11 protein-coding genes are annotated in these 15840 nt (G+C 71.6%); 6 read left to right on the forward strand and 5 right to left on the reverse strand.

Going from position 1 to position 15840, the window contains the following annotated elements; genetic code table 11:
- The first annotated feature begins 158 nt into the window (after positions 1-158).
- From MYMAC_RS19630 to MYMAC_RS19640, 3 genes are all read left to right on the forward strand, one after another.
- On the forward strand, positions 159-905 hold the full coding sequence (locus MYMAC_RS19630; protein WP_239988896.1) for a hypothetical protein: 747 nt from the start codon (positions 159-161) through the stop codon (positions 903-905).
- Complete coding sequence (locus MYMAC_RS19635; RefSeq protein ID WP_095959187.1) at positions 898-1947, forward strand: GNAT family N-acetyltransferase; 1050 nt, start codon at positions 898-900, stop codon at positions 1945-1947. The genes MYMAC_RS19630 and MYMAC_RS19635 overlap by 8 nt, the downstream gene beginning before the upstream one ends.
- 119 nt (positions 1948-2066) lie before the next feature.
- Complete coding sequence (locus tag MYMAC_RS19640; protein WP_239988897.1) at positions 2067-3365, forward strand: Kelch repeat-containing protein; 1299 nt, start codon at positions 2067-2069, stop codon at positions 3363-3365.
- 65 nt (positions 3366-3430) lie between these two features.
- Here MYMAC_RS19640 and MYMAC_RS19645 read toward each other — a convergent pair whose 3' ends face one another.
- Positions 3431-6475, reverse strand: a complete 3045-nt coding sequence (locus MYMAC_RS19645; RefSeq protein ID WP_095959189.1) for a DNA polymerase III subunit alpha — start codon at positions 6473-6475, stop codon at positions 3431-3433.
- Positions 6476-6683: 208 nt separating this feature from the next.
- Between MYMAC_RS19645 and MYMAC_RS19650 the strand changes: the two genes are divergently transcribed.
- The 3 genes from MYMAC_RS19650 (at position 6684) to MYMAC_RS19660 (ending at position 8696) form a co-directional block, all read left to right on the forward strand.
- Positions 6684-6968: a hypothetical protein gene (locus MYMAC_RS19650; RefSeq protein ID WP_013940593.1), complete on the forward strand. Its 285-nt coding sequence runs from the start codon at positions 6684-6686 to the stop codon at positions 6966-6968.
- A gap of 128 nt (positions 6969-7096) precedes the next feature.
- Positions 7097-7579 (forward strand): NfeD family protein, encoded by a 483-nt coding sequence (locus MYMAC_RS19655; protein ID WP_095959190.1) that lies wholly within the window; start codon positions 7097-7099, stop codon positions 7577-7579.
- A 4-nt stretch (positions 7580-7583) separates the two neighbouring features.
- Entirely contained in the window at positions 7584-8696 is a 1113-nt protein-coding gene (locus tag MYMAC_RS19660; protein ID WP_095959191.1) for an SPFH domain-containing protein, read from the forward strand.
- Between the two features lie 17 nt (positions 8697-8713).
- On the opposite strand, the gene MYMAC_RS19665 is transcribed toward MYMAC_RS19660, so the two are convergent.
- The 4 genes from MYMAC_RS19665 to MYMAC_RS19680 form a co-directional block, all read right to left on the reverse strand.
- A complete protein-coding gene (locus MYMAC_RS19665) occupies positions 8714-10888 on the reverse strand; it encodes a hypothetical protein (RefSeq protein ID WP_095959192.1) in 2175 nt (724 codons plus the stop codon).
- 129 nt (positions 10889-11017) lie between these two features.
- Entirely contained in the window at positions 11018-11998 is a 981-nt protein-coding gene (locus tag MYMAC_RS19670) for a VWA domain-containing protein (RefSeq protein ID WP_239988898.1), read from the reverse strand.
- A 163-nt stretch (positions 11999-12161) separates the two neighbouring features.
- Positions 12162-14639, reverse strand: a complete 2478-nt coding sequence (locus MYMAC_RS19675; RefSeq protein WP_095959194.1) for an NACHT domain-containing protein — start codon at positions 14637-14639, stop codon at positions 12162-12164.
- A 159-nt stretch (positions 14640-14798) separates the two neighbouring features.
- Entirely contained in the window at positions 14799-15827 is a 1029-nt protein-coding gene (locus MYMAC_RS19680; protein WP_095959195.1) for a VWA domain-containing protein, read from the reverse strand.
- Positions 15828-15840 lie beyond the last annotated feature (13 nt).

A 15840-nucleotide genomic window follows, 5' to 3' on the forward strand; every position in this document is an offset into this window, starting at 1 on the left:
CATCACATCAAGCCCGCACACGCCCTGCCCACTCCCGAACGCGGGACGTGTGTAACACGCCACGCTTCCCGCGGAGACCTGACAGCCCAAAGACATACTCACGCAAATACAGAAAAACCGACTGCCCTTCACACCACCAATCTCGAATCATGCCCGCCATGCAAACGATGCGATGGAGAAGCCTGGGCGAGATGATTGGGGACCTCGAACTGCCAGAGAGCTGCTACGCCGAGCAGCTCTCGAGAGACGACATCCCGCGGGTCACGAAGCTCCTGGGCACCTGGTATCCGGACATCCGGGTCGGCACGGAGAGCCGTCACCTCGAGCCATCCTTCTACGACAAGGAGGTGTACCTCCGGGGCGAGTCTCCAGACCGGCCCGTCTACGCCATGCTGGGCAGGGATCGGGCCACGGGGGACATCATCGGGCTGCTGACGCTCGAGCGGAATGTCCGCGGGCTCCAGGTGTCCGCCACCATGGGAGTCCTCGAGCCGTCGCAGCGGGGCCTGGGTCTGGGGCAGGTCGGCCTCTCCGTCCTGGAGCAGGTGGGCCGCAGCATCGGCGCCGAGGTGATTCTCTATTACTCCACGCTGAAGCTCGCCCGGGTGCAACGCAATGCCGAGCACCGGGGCTTCACGCTGGTGGGGCTGGTGCCCGCGTTCGACGTGGACGCCATCGCCCCGAACACGGTGAAGCGCGTCTACGAGGCCATCTACGCCAAGGTCCTCGTCGGGCCAGAGCAGATCCACCTCCCCGACTGGAACGCCCTGACGCCCACCACGCGCGCGCTCTACACGCACCTGTTCGGACAGCACCCGTCGGCGGCCGCCGCGGAGGGCGCGACGCCCGCCTTCTCCGTGCCCGCCTCGGCGCAGCGCCCCGCGCCCGAGGTCCGTCATGGTTGAGGTCCGCTCCTTCGAGGGCGACGCGAAGGAAGCCTCCCAGTTCCTCAACGGCATCTGGCAACGGACCTACGGCGCGAAGATGGCGCTGACGGTCTGGGATGAGCGCTTCTTCGACTGGCTGCTCTTCAGCAATCCCCTGGTGGACCGGGACTACATGCTCGGGGCGTATTCGAAAGGCAAGCTGGTGGGGGCCTTCTTCGCGGAGCCGGCGAAGATCCAGCTCGGCCAGCGGCAGGTGGATGGCACCTACGGCAGCTGGGCCACCGTGGCGCCCGAACATCGGAGACAGGGCATTGGCGTCAAGCTGTCCGACGCGATGCTGTCGCGTCACCGCGAGCGCGGCGCGGCGCTCACCCTGGCCTGCGTGGCCGACGGGACCTTGGGGCAGGCCTTCTGGGGCCAGCGGAGCCACGCACGCCACCTCAACGGCCTGGGCCTCTGGCTGCACGTCTTCGACCGCCAGAAGGTGGTCCGCTGGTCGCTGAGCGCCACCGAGCGCGCGTTCCTCACCCTCACGCGGCCCTTCCAGCGGCACCGCTTCCAGGAGGCAAGCACCGAAGGCATCCGGGCCTACGAGCCGCGGGACCTGCCCCAATGCATGGCGCTGGTCCAGCAGATGATGCGCCCCGTGAACCTGGGCTACGCCTACACCACGGAGCGGCTGGCCCATCAGCTCCAGTACCGTCAAACCCCCCGCACCTTCGTCCTGGAGCGGGAGGGCGTCATCCAGGGCCTGGTCAACTCCTACATGCTCCAGATGACGGCGCGGGGCCTCCTGTCGGTGGGGCTGGTGGACATGCTCGCCTTCCAGGCGGCGCTGCCGCTGTCGGAGCAGCGCCGGCTGCTCTGGGTGGCCATGCAGGACATGGTGGCGCAGGGCGCGGAGTGCGCCGCGATGCTGCGCAGCCCGTGCACGCCACCGTCCCTGATGCTGCGCTCCGGCTGGCTGCCTTTCCCCGGCGGGTCGCGAGTGACATGCCTGCTCACCACGCCCGACGTGGAGCTGCCCGCCTCCCCCCGGGTGTTCATGCACCTGCGGTGACGCGGCGCGCTCAAAGCCTGCCATGACAATAGTTGAATGAGTGGGGATAAGCGTTCAGGATTCGCCACGCCCGAACGGAAGCGATTTCCGCGCCGACGGGCGTGCCCATCCGAGGCCCCATGAAAAGAATTGCATCATTCCCTTCCCTGCTCACGCTGCTGGCCTGCGCCGCTTGTGGTCCGGAGGCCGTGGAGCAGGCCGCCCCGTCCCCTGAGGTGCAGACCGCGGCGTTGGCCACGCCACAATGGCTCGCAGCCGCTCCGGCGCTGACCGCGCTCAGCGACGCCACCGGCCAGGTGCTGGTGACAGGCGGCCCGGTCGGATCCGCCAGCACGGCGGAATCGGAGCTGTACGCGCCGAAAGCGCGCGCCTGGAGCGCCACGGCTCCGCTCGCGGTCGACCGGTGCCTGCACACGGCCACGGAGCTGGCTTCCGGCGCGGTCCTTGTCGCGGGCGGTTCGAACACCGGCATGGCGCTCGCCAGCGTGGAGTCCTACAACCCTGCCTCCAAGACGTGGAGCACCCTGGCCGCGATGAATGAGCCTCGCAGCGGCCATGTGGCGGTGCGGCTGCCGTGGGGCCACGTCCTGGTGATTGGCGGCAATGCCTCCACCACGGTGACCACCGCGGAGCTGTACGACCCGGTCACGAACACCTGGACGCCCACGGGAAGCCTGCTCAAGGCGCGCTCGCGATTCAACGCCACGATGCTGCCGACGGGAAAGGTCGTCGTCACGGGTGGCCGCGACAGCACCTTCGACGCGCTCACCAGCACGGAGGTGTACAACCCGGCCACCGGCACCTGGTTCGCCACGGGCAGCATGTACACGGGCCGCGCGGACCATGGCGCCATCCTCATGCCGGATGGCCGCGTGCTCGTGGCGGGCGGCTTCCAGACGGTGTTTCCGGTGACGAAGTACACGTCCACCGCGGAGCTGTATGACCCGGTGACTGGCACCTGGACGACCACCAGCAACATCGAGTGGACGGGGCGCAGCGACCACACCCTGAACCTGCTGAACTCGGGCCTGCCGATCGCCGTCGGCGGCCGGTTTGTGGCGGGCCTTCAATTCGGCGCGTTCTCCATCAATGGGTCAAATCTGTACTCGCCAGCGTCCGGCACCTGGACGTACGCGGGAAGCCTGACTACCGGCCGCTACTTCCATGAGAGCGTGGTCCTTCCCTCTGGCCAGCTCCTGACCGCGGGCGGCGAATCGCGCACGGGCGGCGGCATGCCCGTGACCACCCGACTGGCCAGCGCGGAGTTGTACGACCCGGCGACGAGCCAGTGGACCTCGACCGCGAGCATGCTCGTCCCGCGTGCGAACTTCACGCTGACGCCGCTCCATACGCAGGAAGTGCTGGCGGTGGGCTGCGGGCCCAGCGGTGGCCCCTCCGCGGAGCTGTACACGCCGTAAGCGGCCTTGCAGTCCGATGGCGGGTGGCACGTCGTGACGCCCGCCGTTCGGCGCTGTCCTGGCGGTCATGTCCCGGGCAGCGTAGCCCGCCCGCCATGCAATGACGCCACCCGGAAGGACTTCACGTTCGTCACCTTGCCGGAGCGCTCCAGGACGCCTTCGCCCACCAGGAAGAGCGCGCCATGGATGTCCTTGCGGCACCGCTCATACACCTCCGCGGGCACCACCAGGTTCGCGATGCCCGTCTCGTCCTCCAGGGAGATGAAGCAGATGCCCTTGGCCGTGGGCGGCCGCTGACGGCAGATGAGCATGCCCCCCACCGACACCTTCCGCCCGTGGGCCACCCGCTTCAGCCCCTCCGCCGTCACCGCGCCCTGCTTCCTCAGCACCGGGCGCAGCAGCTCCAGCGGGTGCTTCTCCAGCGACAGCCCCACCGTGTCGTAATCCGCGCAGACCCGCTCCAGCACATCCATGGAGGGCAGCTCCACCGCCGTGCCGTCCATGGCCATGCCGAAGAACAGGTCATCCGCGTCCAGCGGCCCCAGCGCCTGGAGCTCCCACAACGCCTGGCGCCGGGAGCCACACAGCGACGACAGCGCGCCCGCCAGCGCCAGCCGCGTCAGCTCGTGCCGGGGCGCCCGCGAGCGCCGCGCCAGGTCGCCCACGTCGCGGAGGCCCTCGCTCCGGGCGGCCGCCACCCGCCGCCCCGCGGACTCGCCCAGGCCCTTCACCATCCGCAGCCCCAGCCGCAGCGCGGCCCCGCCCTCCTCCAGCGTGCAGTCCCAGCTCGAACGCCGCACGTCCACCGGCCGCACCTCCACGCCGTGCCGCTGCGCGTCCGCCACCAGCGTGTGGGGCGCATAGAAGCCCATGGGCTGTGAGTTCAGCAGCGCCGCCGTGAAGGCCGCCGGGTAGTGGCACTTCAGCCAGCTCGACGCGTAGGCGATCAACGCGAAGCTCGCCGAATGACTCTCCGGGAAGCCGTAGTGCGCGAAGCCCCGGAAGTTGTCGAACCACTCCTCCGCCTGCTGGCGCGCGTAGCCCCGCGAGACGCAGCCCTCCACGAAGCGTCCTCGGTATCGCAGCAGCATGGACTCGGCGCGCTTGTGGCTCAGCACCCGCCGCAGCCCGTCCGCCTCGCCCGCGGTGAAGCCCGCCGCCACCATGGCCAGCTTCATCGCCTGCTCCTGGAAGAGCGGCACCCCCAGCGTCTTGCCGAGAATCTCCTTCACCGCCTCGCTCGGGTACACCACCTGCTCCTGGCCGCTGCGCCGGCGCAGGAAGGGATGCACCATGTTGCCCACGATGGGCCCCGGGCGGATGAGGGCGATCTCCACCACCAGGTCATAGAACGTGCGCGGCTTGAGCCTGGGCAGCATGTTCATCTGCGCCCGGCTCTCAATCTGGAACACGCCCACCGTGTCCGCCTCGCACAGCATGTCGTAGACCTTCGGGTCCTCGGCCGGCACCGTCGCCAGGGACAGCTCCCGGCCGTGGTGCTCGCGAATCAGCGCGAAGCACTTCGACAGCGCCGTCAGCATGCCCAGCGCCAGCAGGTCCACCTTCAGCAGCCCCACCGCGTTGATGTCGTCCTTCTCCCACTGGATGACGGTGCGGCCCGGCATCGCCGCGTTCTCCACCGGCACCAGCTCCGTCAGCGGCTCGCGCGTCATCACGAAGCCGCCCACGTGGATGGACAGGTGCCGGGGGAAGCCCTCCAGCTCCATGGCCAGCGCCAGCGTCTTCTGGACCCGGCCGTCCTCCGCGGACAGGCCCGCCTCCCGCAGCACGTCCGGCGTCACGTCGAAGCCGTTGGACGCGGCCACCTTCGACAGCCGGTCCACCTGATCCAACGACAGGCCCAGCGCCTTGCCTGTCTCGCGCAGCGCCAGCCGGCCCCGGAAGCAGATGACCTCGCACACCATGCCCGCGTGCCGGCGCCCGTGCTTCTCGTAGACGTACTGGAGGACCTCCTCGCGGCGCTCGTGCTCGAAGTCCACGTCGATGTCCGGTGGCTCCTTGCGCTCCATGCTCAGGAAGCGCTCGAACAGCAGGCCCATGCGCACCGGGTCGATGGCGGTGATCTGCAGCGCGTAGCAGACCGCCGAGTTCGCCGCGCTCCCCCGCCCCTGACAGAGAATCCCCTGCGCCCGGGCGAAGCGGACGATGTCCCAGAGCGCGAGGAAGTAGCCGGCGAAGTCCAGCGCGGCGATGAGCCTCAGCTCGTGCTCGATCTGCTTCACCACCGCCGGAGGCACGCCCTCCGGGTAGCGGAACCGGAGCCCTTCGCAGGTCAACGCGCGCAGGTGCGCGTCCGCGGTGCGGCCCTCCGGCAGGTCCTCTTCCGGGAAGCGGTAGTGCAGGTCATCCAGCGAGGCATGGCAGCGCGAGGCCAGCTCCGCCGCGCGCTCCAGCGCCTCCGGCCGGTCCGCGAACAGGCGCGCCATGTCCCGAGGGGACTTCAGCGTCCGCTCCGCGTTGGGCAGCAGCCGCGTCCCCGCCCGGTCCACCGACGTCCCATGGCGGATGGACACCAGCACGTCCTGCAGCGGCTGCCGGCGGCGGTGGTGCGTGTGCACGTCGTTGTGCGCCACCAGCGGCACGCCCAGCGCCAGCGCCAGCCGCTCCGCCCGCGCCTCGCGCGCCGCGTCTCCCGCCGACAGCGTGCGGCAGACGCCGACGTGGAAGCGCTCCGGGAAGGCCTCCGCCAGCGAGACGACCTGCTCGAAGGGCGCGGGCTCGGGCAGGAGCGCGAGCAGCCCCGCGGACCGGTCCGCCACCGCGCGCCAGGGCAGCCCGGCCTCCCCCTTGGGGTGCGTCATCCGGCTCTGGGACACCAGGGCGCACAGGTTGGAGTAGCCCGCCCCATCCGCCGCGTACACCACCACCGGCGGGCCGTCCTCCAGCGTCAGCTCGGCGCCCAGGATGAGCCGCACCCCGTGCTCCTTCGCCGCCAGGTGCGCCTTCACCGCGCCGTACAGCCCGTCCGCGTCCGTCAGCGCGAGCGCCCCCAGCCCGAGCCTCGCGGCCGTGGCCACCAGCTCTTCCGGGTGCGAGGCCCCGCGAAGGAACGAGAAGTTGGAGCGGCAGACCAGCTCGGCGTAACCCACGCCCGGATCTAGATACCGAACAGGCGTTCAGGCGCTAGATTGGATCGACGTGCCGCGAGGAGGCGACTTCATGGGTTGACGCGGGAGAGGACGATCGAGGCCGGGGCAACGACTGCTGATTGCCGGACAGTGGGCGCCGGGACGGAGAACACCTCGGCCGCACCTCCCGCAGACTTCAAATGGCAATACCCGCAATCAAGGAGAAACCATGTTCCATCCGCTGAAAGCCGTGACCGCGGTGCTCGCCGCCTCTGTCTTGTTCCCTGGCGCCACGGAGGCGCGCCCCCGCTACTGCGATGAAGTCTGCGATTGCTCGATGCCCACGCTGCTCCGCTGTACGGCGGGGGTGAGCACCGTCGTCACCTGTATCGAATGGTGCGGCCCGCTCCTGGACGCCCCCGATGACGAGCAGGCCTCGGCGGAGCAGCACCCGTCCCCGGACGAGGGCGCGCTGCTGACCTGCCGCGAGGCCCCTCAAGACGTCCAGGGCTGAACCGGCGCACCCGCCAGAAACGTCACGAAAAACCGAGCGGCTCCCGCTTTCGAGCGGGAGCCCCAGCGCTTACGGCATCCCTCGCGTCCGTTTGACAAGACACCAACCCGACTGCCAAACATGATTCCATGGACCTCACTCCCACCGCGTGGCAGCTCTGGCTGATCGCGGCGCTCCTGCTCGGCGCGCTGGAGCTCCAGCTCACCAGCTTCATGGTCCTCTGGCTGGCCGTGGGGGCCCTGGCGTCATCGATTGGCGCGGCCCTGGGCCTGGGGCTCAATGGCCAGCTCTACCTGTTCACCGCCGTCTCCGTCGCCCTGTTCGCGGCCTCCCGCACCCTCTTCAAGCGCGTTTTCATGCGCGACGCCGCGCATCTAAAGACGGGCATCGAGGCCATGCTGGGCCAGGAGGCGGTGGTGGTGGAGTCCCTGGGCGACCCGCTCGGGGGCACGGTGCGCATCAACGGTGAGCTGTGGACAGCCCGCTCCCTGTCGGGCCCGGTGCCCGAGGGGGAGCGCGTCACGGTGGAGCAGGTGGAAGGTCTCAAGCTCTGGGTGCGCCGACCGACGGCGTCCATGCCGGTTCCCCTGGGGGACCCAAGGAAGGAGTAGGGGGATGGAAGTCGTGACGATCTTCGGCGTCTTCGCGGTCATCCTGGTGGGCATCGCCGCCACCGGCATCCGCATCGTTCCGCAGGCCAAGGTGATGGTCGTGGAGCGGCTGGGGAAGTTCTACAAGACGGCCAGCAGCGGCCTCAACTTCCTCATCCCCTTCGTGGACTCGCCCCGCGCCATCGAGATGCGCACGGGAAACCGCTTCATGCGCAGCAACCTCGTGGACCTGCGCGAACAGGTGATGGGCTTCGACACCGTCCAGGTCATCACCCATGACAACGTCAACATGGAGGTCGGCTCGGTCATCTACTACCAGATCGTCGAGCCCGCGAAGGCGCTCTACCAGGTGGAGAACCTCGCGCTCGCCATCGAGCAGCTCACGATGACGAACCTGCGCAACATCATGGGCGGGCTGACGCTGGACCAGACGCTCACCAGCCGCGAGACGGTCAACACCAAGCTGCGCATGGTGCTGGACGAGGCCACCGAGAAGTGGGGCGTCAAGGTGACGCGCGTGGAGCTGCGCGAAATCGAGCCGCCCCAGGCCATCAAGGCCGCCATGGCCAAGCAGATGACCGCCGAGCGCGAGCGCCGCGCCGAGGTCACCAAGGCCGAGGGCGACAAGGCCGCCGCCATCCTCCAGGCCGAGGGCGAGAAGATCTCCCGCATCCTCCGCGCCGAGGCCGAGCGCGACGCCGAGATTGCCCGCGCCGAAGGCCACAAGCGCGCCACCATGCTGCAGGCCGAGGGCAAGGCCGAGGCCACCCGGCTCGTCTTCGAGGCCATCCACAACGGCCGCGCCACCCCCGAGGTGCTCGCGCTGCGCTACATGGAAACGCTCCAGGAACTGGGCAAGGGCGACAACAAGATGTTCGTCCCCTACGAGGCCACCGCCACGCTGGGCGCCGTCGCCTCGCTCAAGGAGGTCTTCACCCAGACCGCGGACACCGCCAGGCCCGCCGCCCCGGCGCCCGCCCGCTCCGCCGCGAGCCTCAACTCCCAGGGCATTGCCCGGAACGTGGTGGTCCCCGAGCACGCCACCCTCCCCGGCGGCACGCCCGCCGTGCCGCCTCGCCGCCAGCAGCGGCCCGTCCAGGACGCCCAGGACGACTGAGCCGGGCCGGCGTCGGCTCAGGGCGCGGCGCTCGACAGCGCCGCGTTCATCCCAAGAATCCACCGCCCGTCGGCGAAGGCGAGCGAGCGCACCGTGCCGGGCGTGTCCACGCGCGCCAGCAGCGCCAGGTCCTCGACGCGCAGGGCCACCACCCCCACCGGCTGGGAGGAGACCGCCAGCCACGCCACCTCCCCGTCAAAGGCGAGGAGGGCCGACACCTCCAGCGGGGGATGCAGGGTGGACAGGTCCACGCTTCGCCGCGTGCGGATGGCCTCCCCCGCCCGCTCCAGCACGTAGAGCTGCCGCCGGTTCTCGATGACCACGGCCCGCTCCCGGGCCAGCGCCAGGGCCGTGAACTGACTGGTGGTGCCGACCAGCTCGGCCCGCGCGGCCTCCGCCAGGGACGCCCCGGCGAACCAGGTGAGCCCCAGCCGCGCGGTGCCCGTGGACGGCCGGTAGAACACCTCGCCCAGCAGCAGCTCCGGCCGCTCGGCGTCCGCCGCGATGGCCCAGCCGGAGCGCGTGTCCTCCCCGGACGCCACGCCGCGCAGCACCCACTCCCGCGCGGGTACGAGCGCCGCGTCCGGGCAGTCGGAGGGCACCTGGAACGCGCGCACCCGCCAGGCGTCCCCGGGCAGCGCCGCCACCTGGAGCAGCGCCCCACGCGCCGAGGCGAGCGCCGCGGGACCGCCCGGCAACCGCGCCGTGCCCGCGAGCTCCAGCGCCCCCGTGAAGCCCGGCCGCAGGCAGCTCACGAGGGCCGTGCCCTCCTCCTGAACGACGGACGGCGCCGCCGCGGGCAGCGTCACCAGCTCCCACGCCGCCTCCCGGGTGGGCGACGGCAGGAGCCGCAGGCGCTGCGTGCCTGGCGGCAGCGCCTGTCCGCCCTCCACCAGCACCGGGCCCTGCCCCATGGGCACGCGCACCCGGTGGGCGCCAAAGGGCCCCAACGCGGTGACACCGCCCCGGGCATCCACCCAGAGCCGCTCGAGCGAGCCGTGCCCCAACCCCGTGACGAAGCGCGGCGTCCCCGCTTCGTCCACCTCCACCACCCGCCGCCAGGGCTGAAGGACGCCGAAGCGGCCAGCCCCCGTCATCGACAGCGGCGAGAGGAGGAGCCCCGTCTCGTCGCTCTCCCGCACCACCACGGCGCCCCGGGGCGGGGTGCCGGCCGGCGCGTCGAGCGCGTGCGCCTCCGCGACGTACACGCGCGTGGGGGACAGGTAGCGGAACCACTGCACCAGCAGCCCCCGCGCGTTCAGCACGAAGCCCACCGGGCGCTCCCAGACGACGGCATCGCTGCGCGGCGAGAAGTCCCGCACGGGCGAGGGCTCCGCCTCCGCGCCCGTCATGTCCGCCTCGCGGAACACCCGGATGCGCCCCAGCTCCCCGTAGGGGATGAGCTCCTGCGCCACCACGAAGCCGTCCCGCGCGCGCACCTGGAAGAAGGCCGTCCGCGGGTGGATGGCCCGCCCCACCACCGGCACGGGCCCCGACAGGTCCACCGGCACCACGCCGCGCTGGGTGCCCGCCCACAGCCTCCGCCCGTCAGGCGCCAGCTCCAGCGTCCTGCACGGCGCGGGGAGGATGAAGCTCCCAGGCGTGTCCATCGTCAGGGCGTCGTTGGGCCCCACCCGCCACGCCGTCACGTAGTAGCTCGAGCACGTCCAGAACCGCTCGCCCCTCCCCACCCCCGCCAGCACGCTGTCGCTCGTCGGGGGCAGCGCGTACCTCGACAACCTCTTCACCTCGCCCCCCTCCAGCCCCAGCAGCTCCACCCGCTGCCTCGTCCCCACCACCACCACCCGCTCCGGTCCCAGCGGCACCAGGAACGTCAGGAACCGGTCCGACCAGTCCCACGAGCCGAAGTACCGCTCCACGTACAGGTCCAGCACCTCCTGGTCCAGCACCTGGAGCCCCGCCGCGCCGGCCTTCACGAGCGACACCGACAGCCGCCCCGAGTCCAGCCGCTCGCCGAAGACGACGCGGTCCTCCGACACGAACTCCGCCAGCCCCTCCAGCGGCGGGCGCCCTCCCTCCAGCGGGTCGGCCCCGAAGCTGAACGCCGTGCCCTCCAGCCTCACCGCGGCGCCGGGGACACCGGACGCCGCCGTGGCCACCCCCACGGAGCCCACACACAGCAGCAGGAGCACGCCCCAGCCCGGGCCGCGAACCTCGAAGCGAGTCACCATGTCCGAGCCTCCACGCGAGCCCTCCCGTCCTCCGCGGCGCGGCGGTCAGCTCCGGGCTCGCGAGCCCTCCCGCCGCGCCGGGGCGGAGGCGGCGCGCCACCACCCCGGCGAGCGCCGCCGCGCCTGGAACTACGGGCAGCCGCTCCCGTAGTTCTGGAGCACGGTGTTGTAGTCGTACACGTTCACCACGCGGTCGCGGTTGAAGTCCGCGGGCGAACCCGACGGGACGCCCTGCCCGTACAGCGACAGCACCACCGAACGGTCCGACACGTCGACGCACCCGTCCAGGTTCGCGTCGCCCGCCAGCGGCGTGGCCTCGCTCTGCGGCGTGGACGGGGTGATGGCCTTGTAGGCCCCCTGCGTCTCGTCCGCCAGGCCGGTGAAGAACGCGGCGTCCCGCTCGGGCGTCAGCGACGCGAAGTCGCGCCCCGCGTCGTCCGGCTCCAGCAGCGAGCCCGCGCGCAGGGGGACGTAGTCGAACAGGTGGTCGATGTCGACGATGAGCGTCAGCCCCATGGGCGGGATGCCCGCCGAGCAGGCGCCCGGCGCCGTCGCCAGCCCCGTGCACGCCTTGTTGCGCACCTTCCACTGCCAGCTATTCACCTCCAGCAGCGGGTACGGCGTCGCGCTGTTGAAGCCTGCGCACTGGTCCCCGGACGGCGTCGCGTTCTCCAGCCCGTCCGTCGCCAGGTAGACGCGCTTGGTGTGAAACTCGTTGGGCAGGAAGCCGATGAGCTCGTCCACCGCCGCGCAGACGGAGCGCGCCAGCGGGGTGTTGCCCCCCAGCACCGCGGCATTCACCGCCGCCTCCACCTGGGCCTGCGTGGCGTTCTGGTTGAAATTGTAGACGGGTGTGTAGCTCGTGCCCTCGAACGTCCAGAACGCGTAGCGCCGCGGCTCGCCCGCCGCCGAGTTCAGGAAGGCGACGATGCGCTCCTTCGCGACCTGGAAGCGCGTCTTCCCAGGCACCGACTGCAACCCCATGCTCCCCGTCCGGTCCAGCAGCACCAGGACATGCTCATCCGCGCTCGCCACGCCCCCCCAGAGGCCCACGACACAGGCCAGACCCGTCGCGACGCGGGTCACCGCTCGCAGAGACAGACGTTTCATGAGTAAACCCCCACTGTTTGAGATTGCCGACTGCGCCAGGGGCGAGCACCCCGCCCGCCCAGGTCTCGGAGAAACGACGGCGATTTCAACGACGACAAACGAGCCAGACTCTGCACGCACGCCACCCGCATTGCAAGACGCGCGAGAATATATAGACACACTATTAGTGAATACTTTCAGGGACGTGTCCCCCGCGTGGGACGCGCGGCGCTGACGCGTCACACGCGGGGGCGACGCTGGAGAGGGCTTCGTTCATCCCGAGCAACAGGTGCTCGCCCACCACGTCGAGCGTGCGCACGGGCGCGGGCGTGTCATGGCGCGCCACGGGCAGGTCGGGTGCATCCACGCGCACGGCGACGGCGCCGAAGGTGGGCAGGTTGGTGGCGAGCCACGCCACGTCCCCGTCGAAGGCGAGGATGCGCGTGACGTCCAGGGGCACCGCGAGCCGAGACAGGTCCACGCTGCGCTCCGTGACGAGGCGGGTGCCCGCGCGCGCGAGGACGTGCAGCATCCTCCGGTTCTCCAGGACGAGCGCCCGTCCGCGCGCCAGGGCCAGCGCGGTGATGGCGTCGGTCGTCGCGGGCAGCGTCCCGGTCGCGACCTCGGCGGCGCCGTCCCACCGGCCCCAGGCCAGCGACAGGTGCATGTCCGCGCCGTCGACGTGCGCCTCGCCGACCAGCGCCTCGCCGCTGGCGACCTCCACCGCGAGGCCCCAGTCCTTGCGGGTCCGGGCACCCGACGGGTCGGGCTCGAAGAGGCGCTCGGACGCGGGCGTCAGCGCCGCGCCTTCACACGACTCCGGCAGCGCGAAGCGCCGCAGCCGCAGGGAGTCGTCCACGGGCGAGAGCTGGAAGAGCTGGCCCGGCGTGGACACCAGCGCCGCGGGCCCTCCCGGCAGGTGGACCTGTCCCGCCGGCTGGAGGAGCCCGTCCGGCCCCGGCGCCAGGCAGCTCAACGGAGCGGCGCCCTCCTCCTGCCGCACGTTGGCCCGGCTCGCTGGCACCGTCACCAGCGCCAGGGCCCCACCGCGCCCGGGTGCCAGGCGCAGGCGCTGGGTGTCCGGAGGCAGGCCCTGTCCGCCCGCGAGGAGGGTGGGCGCGGCGGCGGAGAGGCCGACGCGGTGGGAGCCGAAGGGCCCCACCGCGAGCAGCAGGCCCCCCGGAGCGGCCCACACCCGCTCCAGCGAGCCGTGGTGGAGGCCCGTGCGCAGCCCCAGCCCTTGCGTCCCCTCCAGCGCGAGGACGCGACGCCAGGGCTGGGCCACGGCGAACCGCCCCCTCCCCGCGAGCGGGAGCGGGGACAGCAACAGCCCCTGCTCCGCGCTCTCCCGGAGCAGCAGGGAGTCCTCCACGCCGGAGACGCCGGAGGGCCCGAGCGCGTGGCGCTCCACCACGTAGCGCCGCGTCGCGCCCTGCTGGCGGTACCACTCGACGAGCAGCGCCCCGTCGAGGAGGGCGAAGCCCAGGGCGCGCGCCCACACGCCGCCGTCCGCTGGGGCGAAGGTCTTCACCGGCACCGGGTCCGTGGCGCCCTCCAGCTCCGCCAGGCGGAACACGGAGATGCCGCCCAGGTCCCCGTAGCGGAGCAGCTCCGTCGCCACCAGGAAGTCCTGGTCGACGGCCAGGTGGTAGAAGGCCTTCGTGCGCAGCACCGCGGGCCTCACCACCGGCGGCCCGTCCGCCGGCACGTCCACCGGCACCAGCCCGCTCGCCGTGGCGACCCACAGCGTCCCGCCCTCCACCGTGAGGGCCAGCGCGCGGCAGGGCGCGGGGAGCGTGATTCCCCGCGAGGCGTCCATCGTCAGGGCGTCGTCGGGCCCCACCCGCCACGCCGTCACGTAGTAGCCCGAGCACGTCCAGAACCGCTCGCCCCTCCCCACCCCCGCCAGCACGCTGTCGCTCGTCGGGGGCAGCGCGTACCTCGACAGCCTCCTCACCTCGTCCCCCTCCAGCCCCAGCAGCTCCACACGCTGCCTCGTCCCCACCACCACCACCCGCTCCGGACCCAGCGGCACCAGGAACGTCAGGAACCGGTCCGACCAGTCCCACGAGCCGAAGTACCGCTCCACGTACAAGTCCAACACCTCCTGGTCCAGGCGCTCGAGCCCTTCCGGCCCGACGCGCGCCAACGCCAGCGACAGGCCGCCGCCACCCAGCCGATCGCCGAAGAGGACGCGGTCCTCCGACACGAACTCCGCCAGCCCCTCCAGCGGCGGCGTGCCGTGCTCGATGGGCTCCGCGCCGTGGCTCCACACGGTGGACACCGTCCCGGGCGGCCGCGACACGGGCGTGCCCTGGCACCCGCCGGCCACGCAGACATCGCCGGAGGTGCAGGTGTTGGCATCATCACAGGTGGTTCCGTCGGGCACCGGCACGTGGACGCAGCCCTGCCCGGCCACCACCTGGCTCTCCGTGCAGGGGTTGTCATCGGCGCAGGGAGGTGGCGGCGGGCCGCCGTCCGTGGGCTCCGGCTCGCCGCCGTCCGTGGGCTCGCCCGCGTCGGGGGAGCCGCCGTCGCCGGGCCCCGCGTCCCGCGCCTCGCCCGGCCGCCCGTCCCTGGGGGCATCCGCGCCACAGGCCGTGGCGAGCGCGATGAGCGCCGACGCGACGAGGCCCCTCCAGGCCCCTGTGTGCATCCTCATGTCGCAGACCTCCCGGAGCGGGCCGGCCACCCACCCCGACCGTGTGCCCCAGAGCAGACCCCGGCACGCGCGGCCCGCGCGAGCAGGCGCGCGCCCGGGTGTCGAGGTCCGGGCATCCCGCGCGCGGACAGCGCCGCGCGCGGGAGCCCCGGAACGCCGCTACTGCCGGGTAGGTACGGGGTTGGAGCAGCCCTGGCCGTAGTTGTTCAGCACCGTCTGGTAGTCGCCGGTGTCGATGACGAGGTTGCGGTTGAAGTCGGCCGGGTCCCCCGCGGGCACGCGCTGGTTGTACTTGCTGAGCACCAGGGAGCGGTCCGTCACGTCGACGCAGCCGTTCAGGTTGGCGTCACCCGGCAGCGGCTGCGCCTGCGTGGGCGGCGTCTGCTGGGTGATGCTCTGGTAGCGCCCGCCGGTCTCCTGCGCGAGCCCCTGGAAGAAGGCGAGCTCCGCGACGGCCGCGGCGCCGGCCGGCGCCGCCGTCAGGCTCCGCTCGCCGAACAGCTCGTTGGGGGCCTCCTCCCCGCGCAGGGGGATGTTGTCCGTGAAGAGGTAGTCGATGTCCGCGATGAGGGTGAGGCCGGGCGGATACGGCGGGGGGAACTCGCAGGGCCCCGGCGCGTTGGCGATGCCCGTGCACGCCTTGTTGCGGACCTTCCACTGCCAGCTCCCCGTGGTGAGGTTCGGCCACGTGCCCGCGCTCCAGGGGCCGTGGCACTGGTCAATGGAGGGGGTGGTGTTCTCCTCGCCGTCCGTCACCAGGTAGAGGCGCTTGAGGTTCAGGTCCGTCGGCATGAAGTCGAGCAGCGAGTCGATGGCCGAGCAGATGGAGCCGGCCAGCGGCGTGTTGCCCGACGCGTAGACGCCGTTGGCCGCCGCGATGATCTGCGCGGGCGAGGCGCTGTCGCTGAAGTCGTACACCGGGGTGTAGCTCGTCCCGGCGAACGTCCAGAACGCATACCGGTAGGTCGTCCCCGGCGGCGGGACCGCGCTGACGAAGCTCTCGATGCGCCGCTTGGCGATCTCCATGCGGGAGCGCCCCCCCGTCGAGGTGGAGATCATGCTGCCCGTCCGGTCCAGCAGGATGAGGATGTGCTCCTCGGCGGCCAGCGCGGTGCCGGACGCCAGGCCCGTGACACAGGCCAGGGCCACCCCGGCGTTCGTGAAGAGACGCTTCAGGTCTTGACGCATGTTTCGAGACTCC

It is taken from the genome of Corallococcus macrosporus DSM 14697, from assembly GCF_002305895.1.
In the GTDB taxonomy this organism is placed as follows: Bacteria; Myxococcota; Myxococcia; order Myxococcales; family Myxococcaceae; genus Myxococcus; species Myxococcus macrosporus.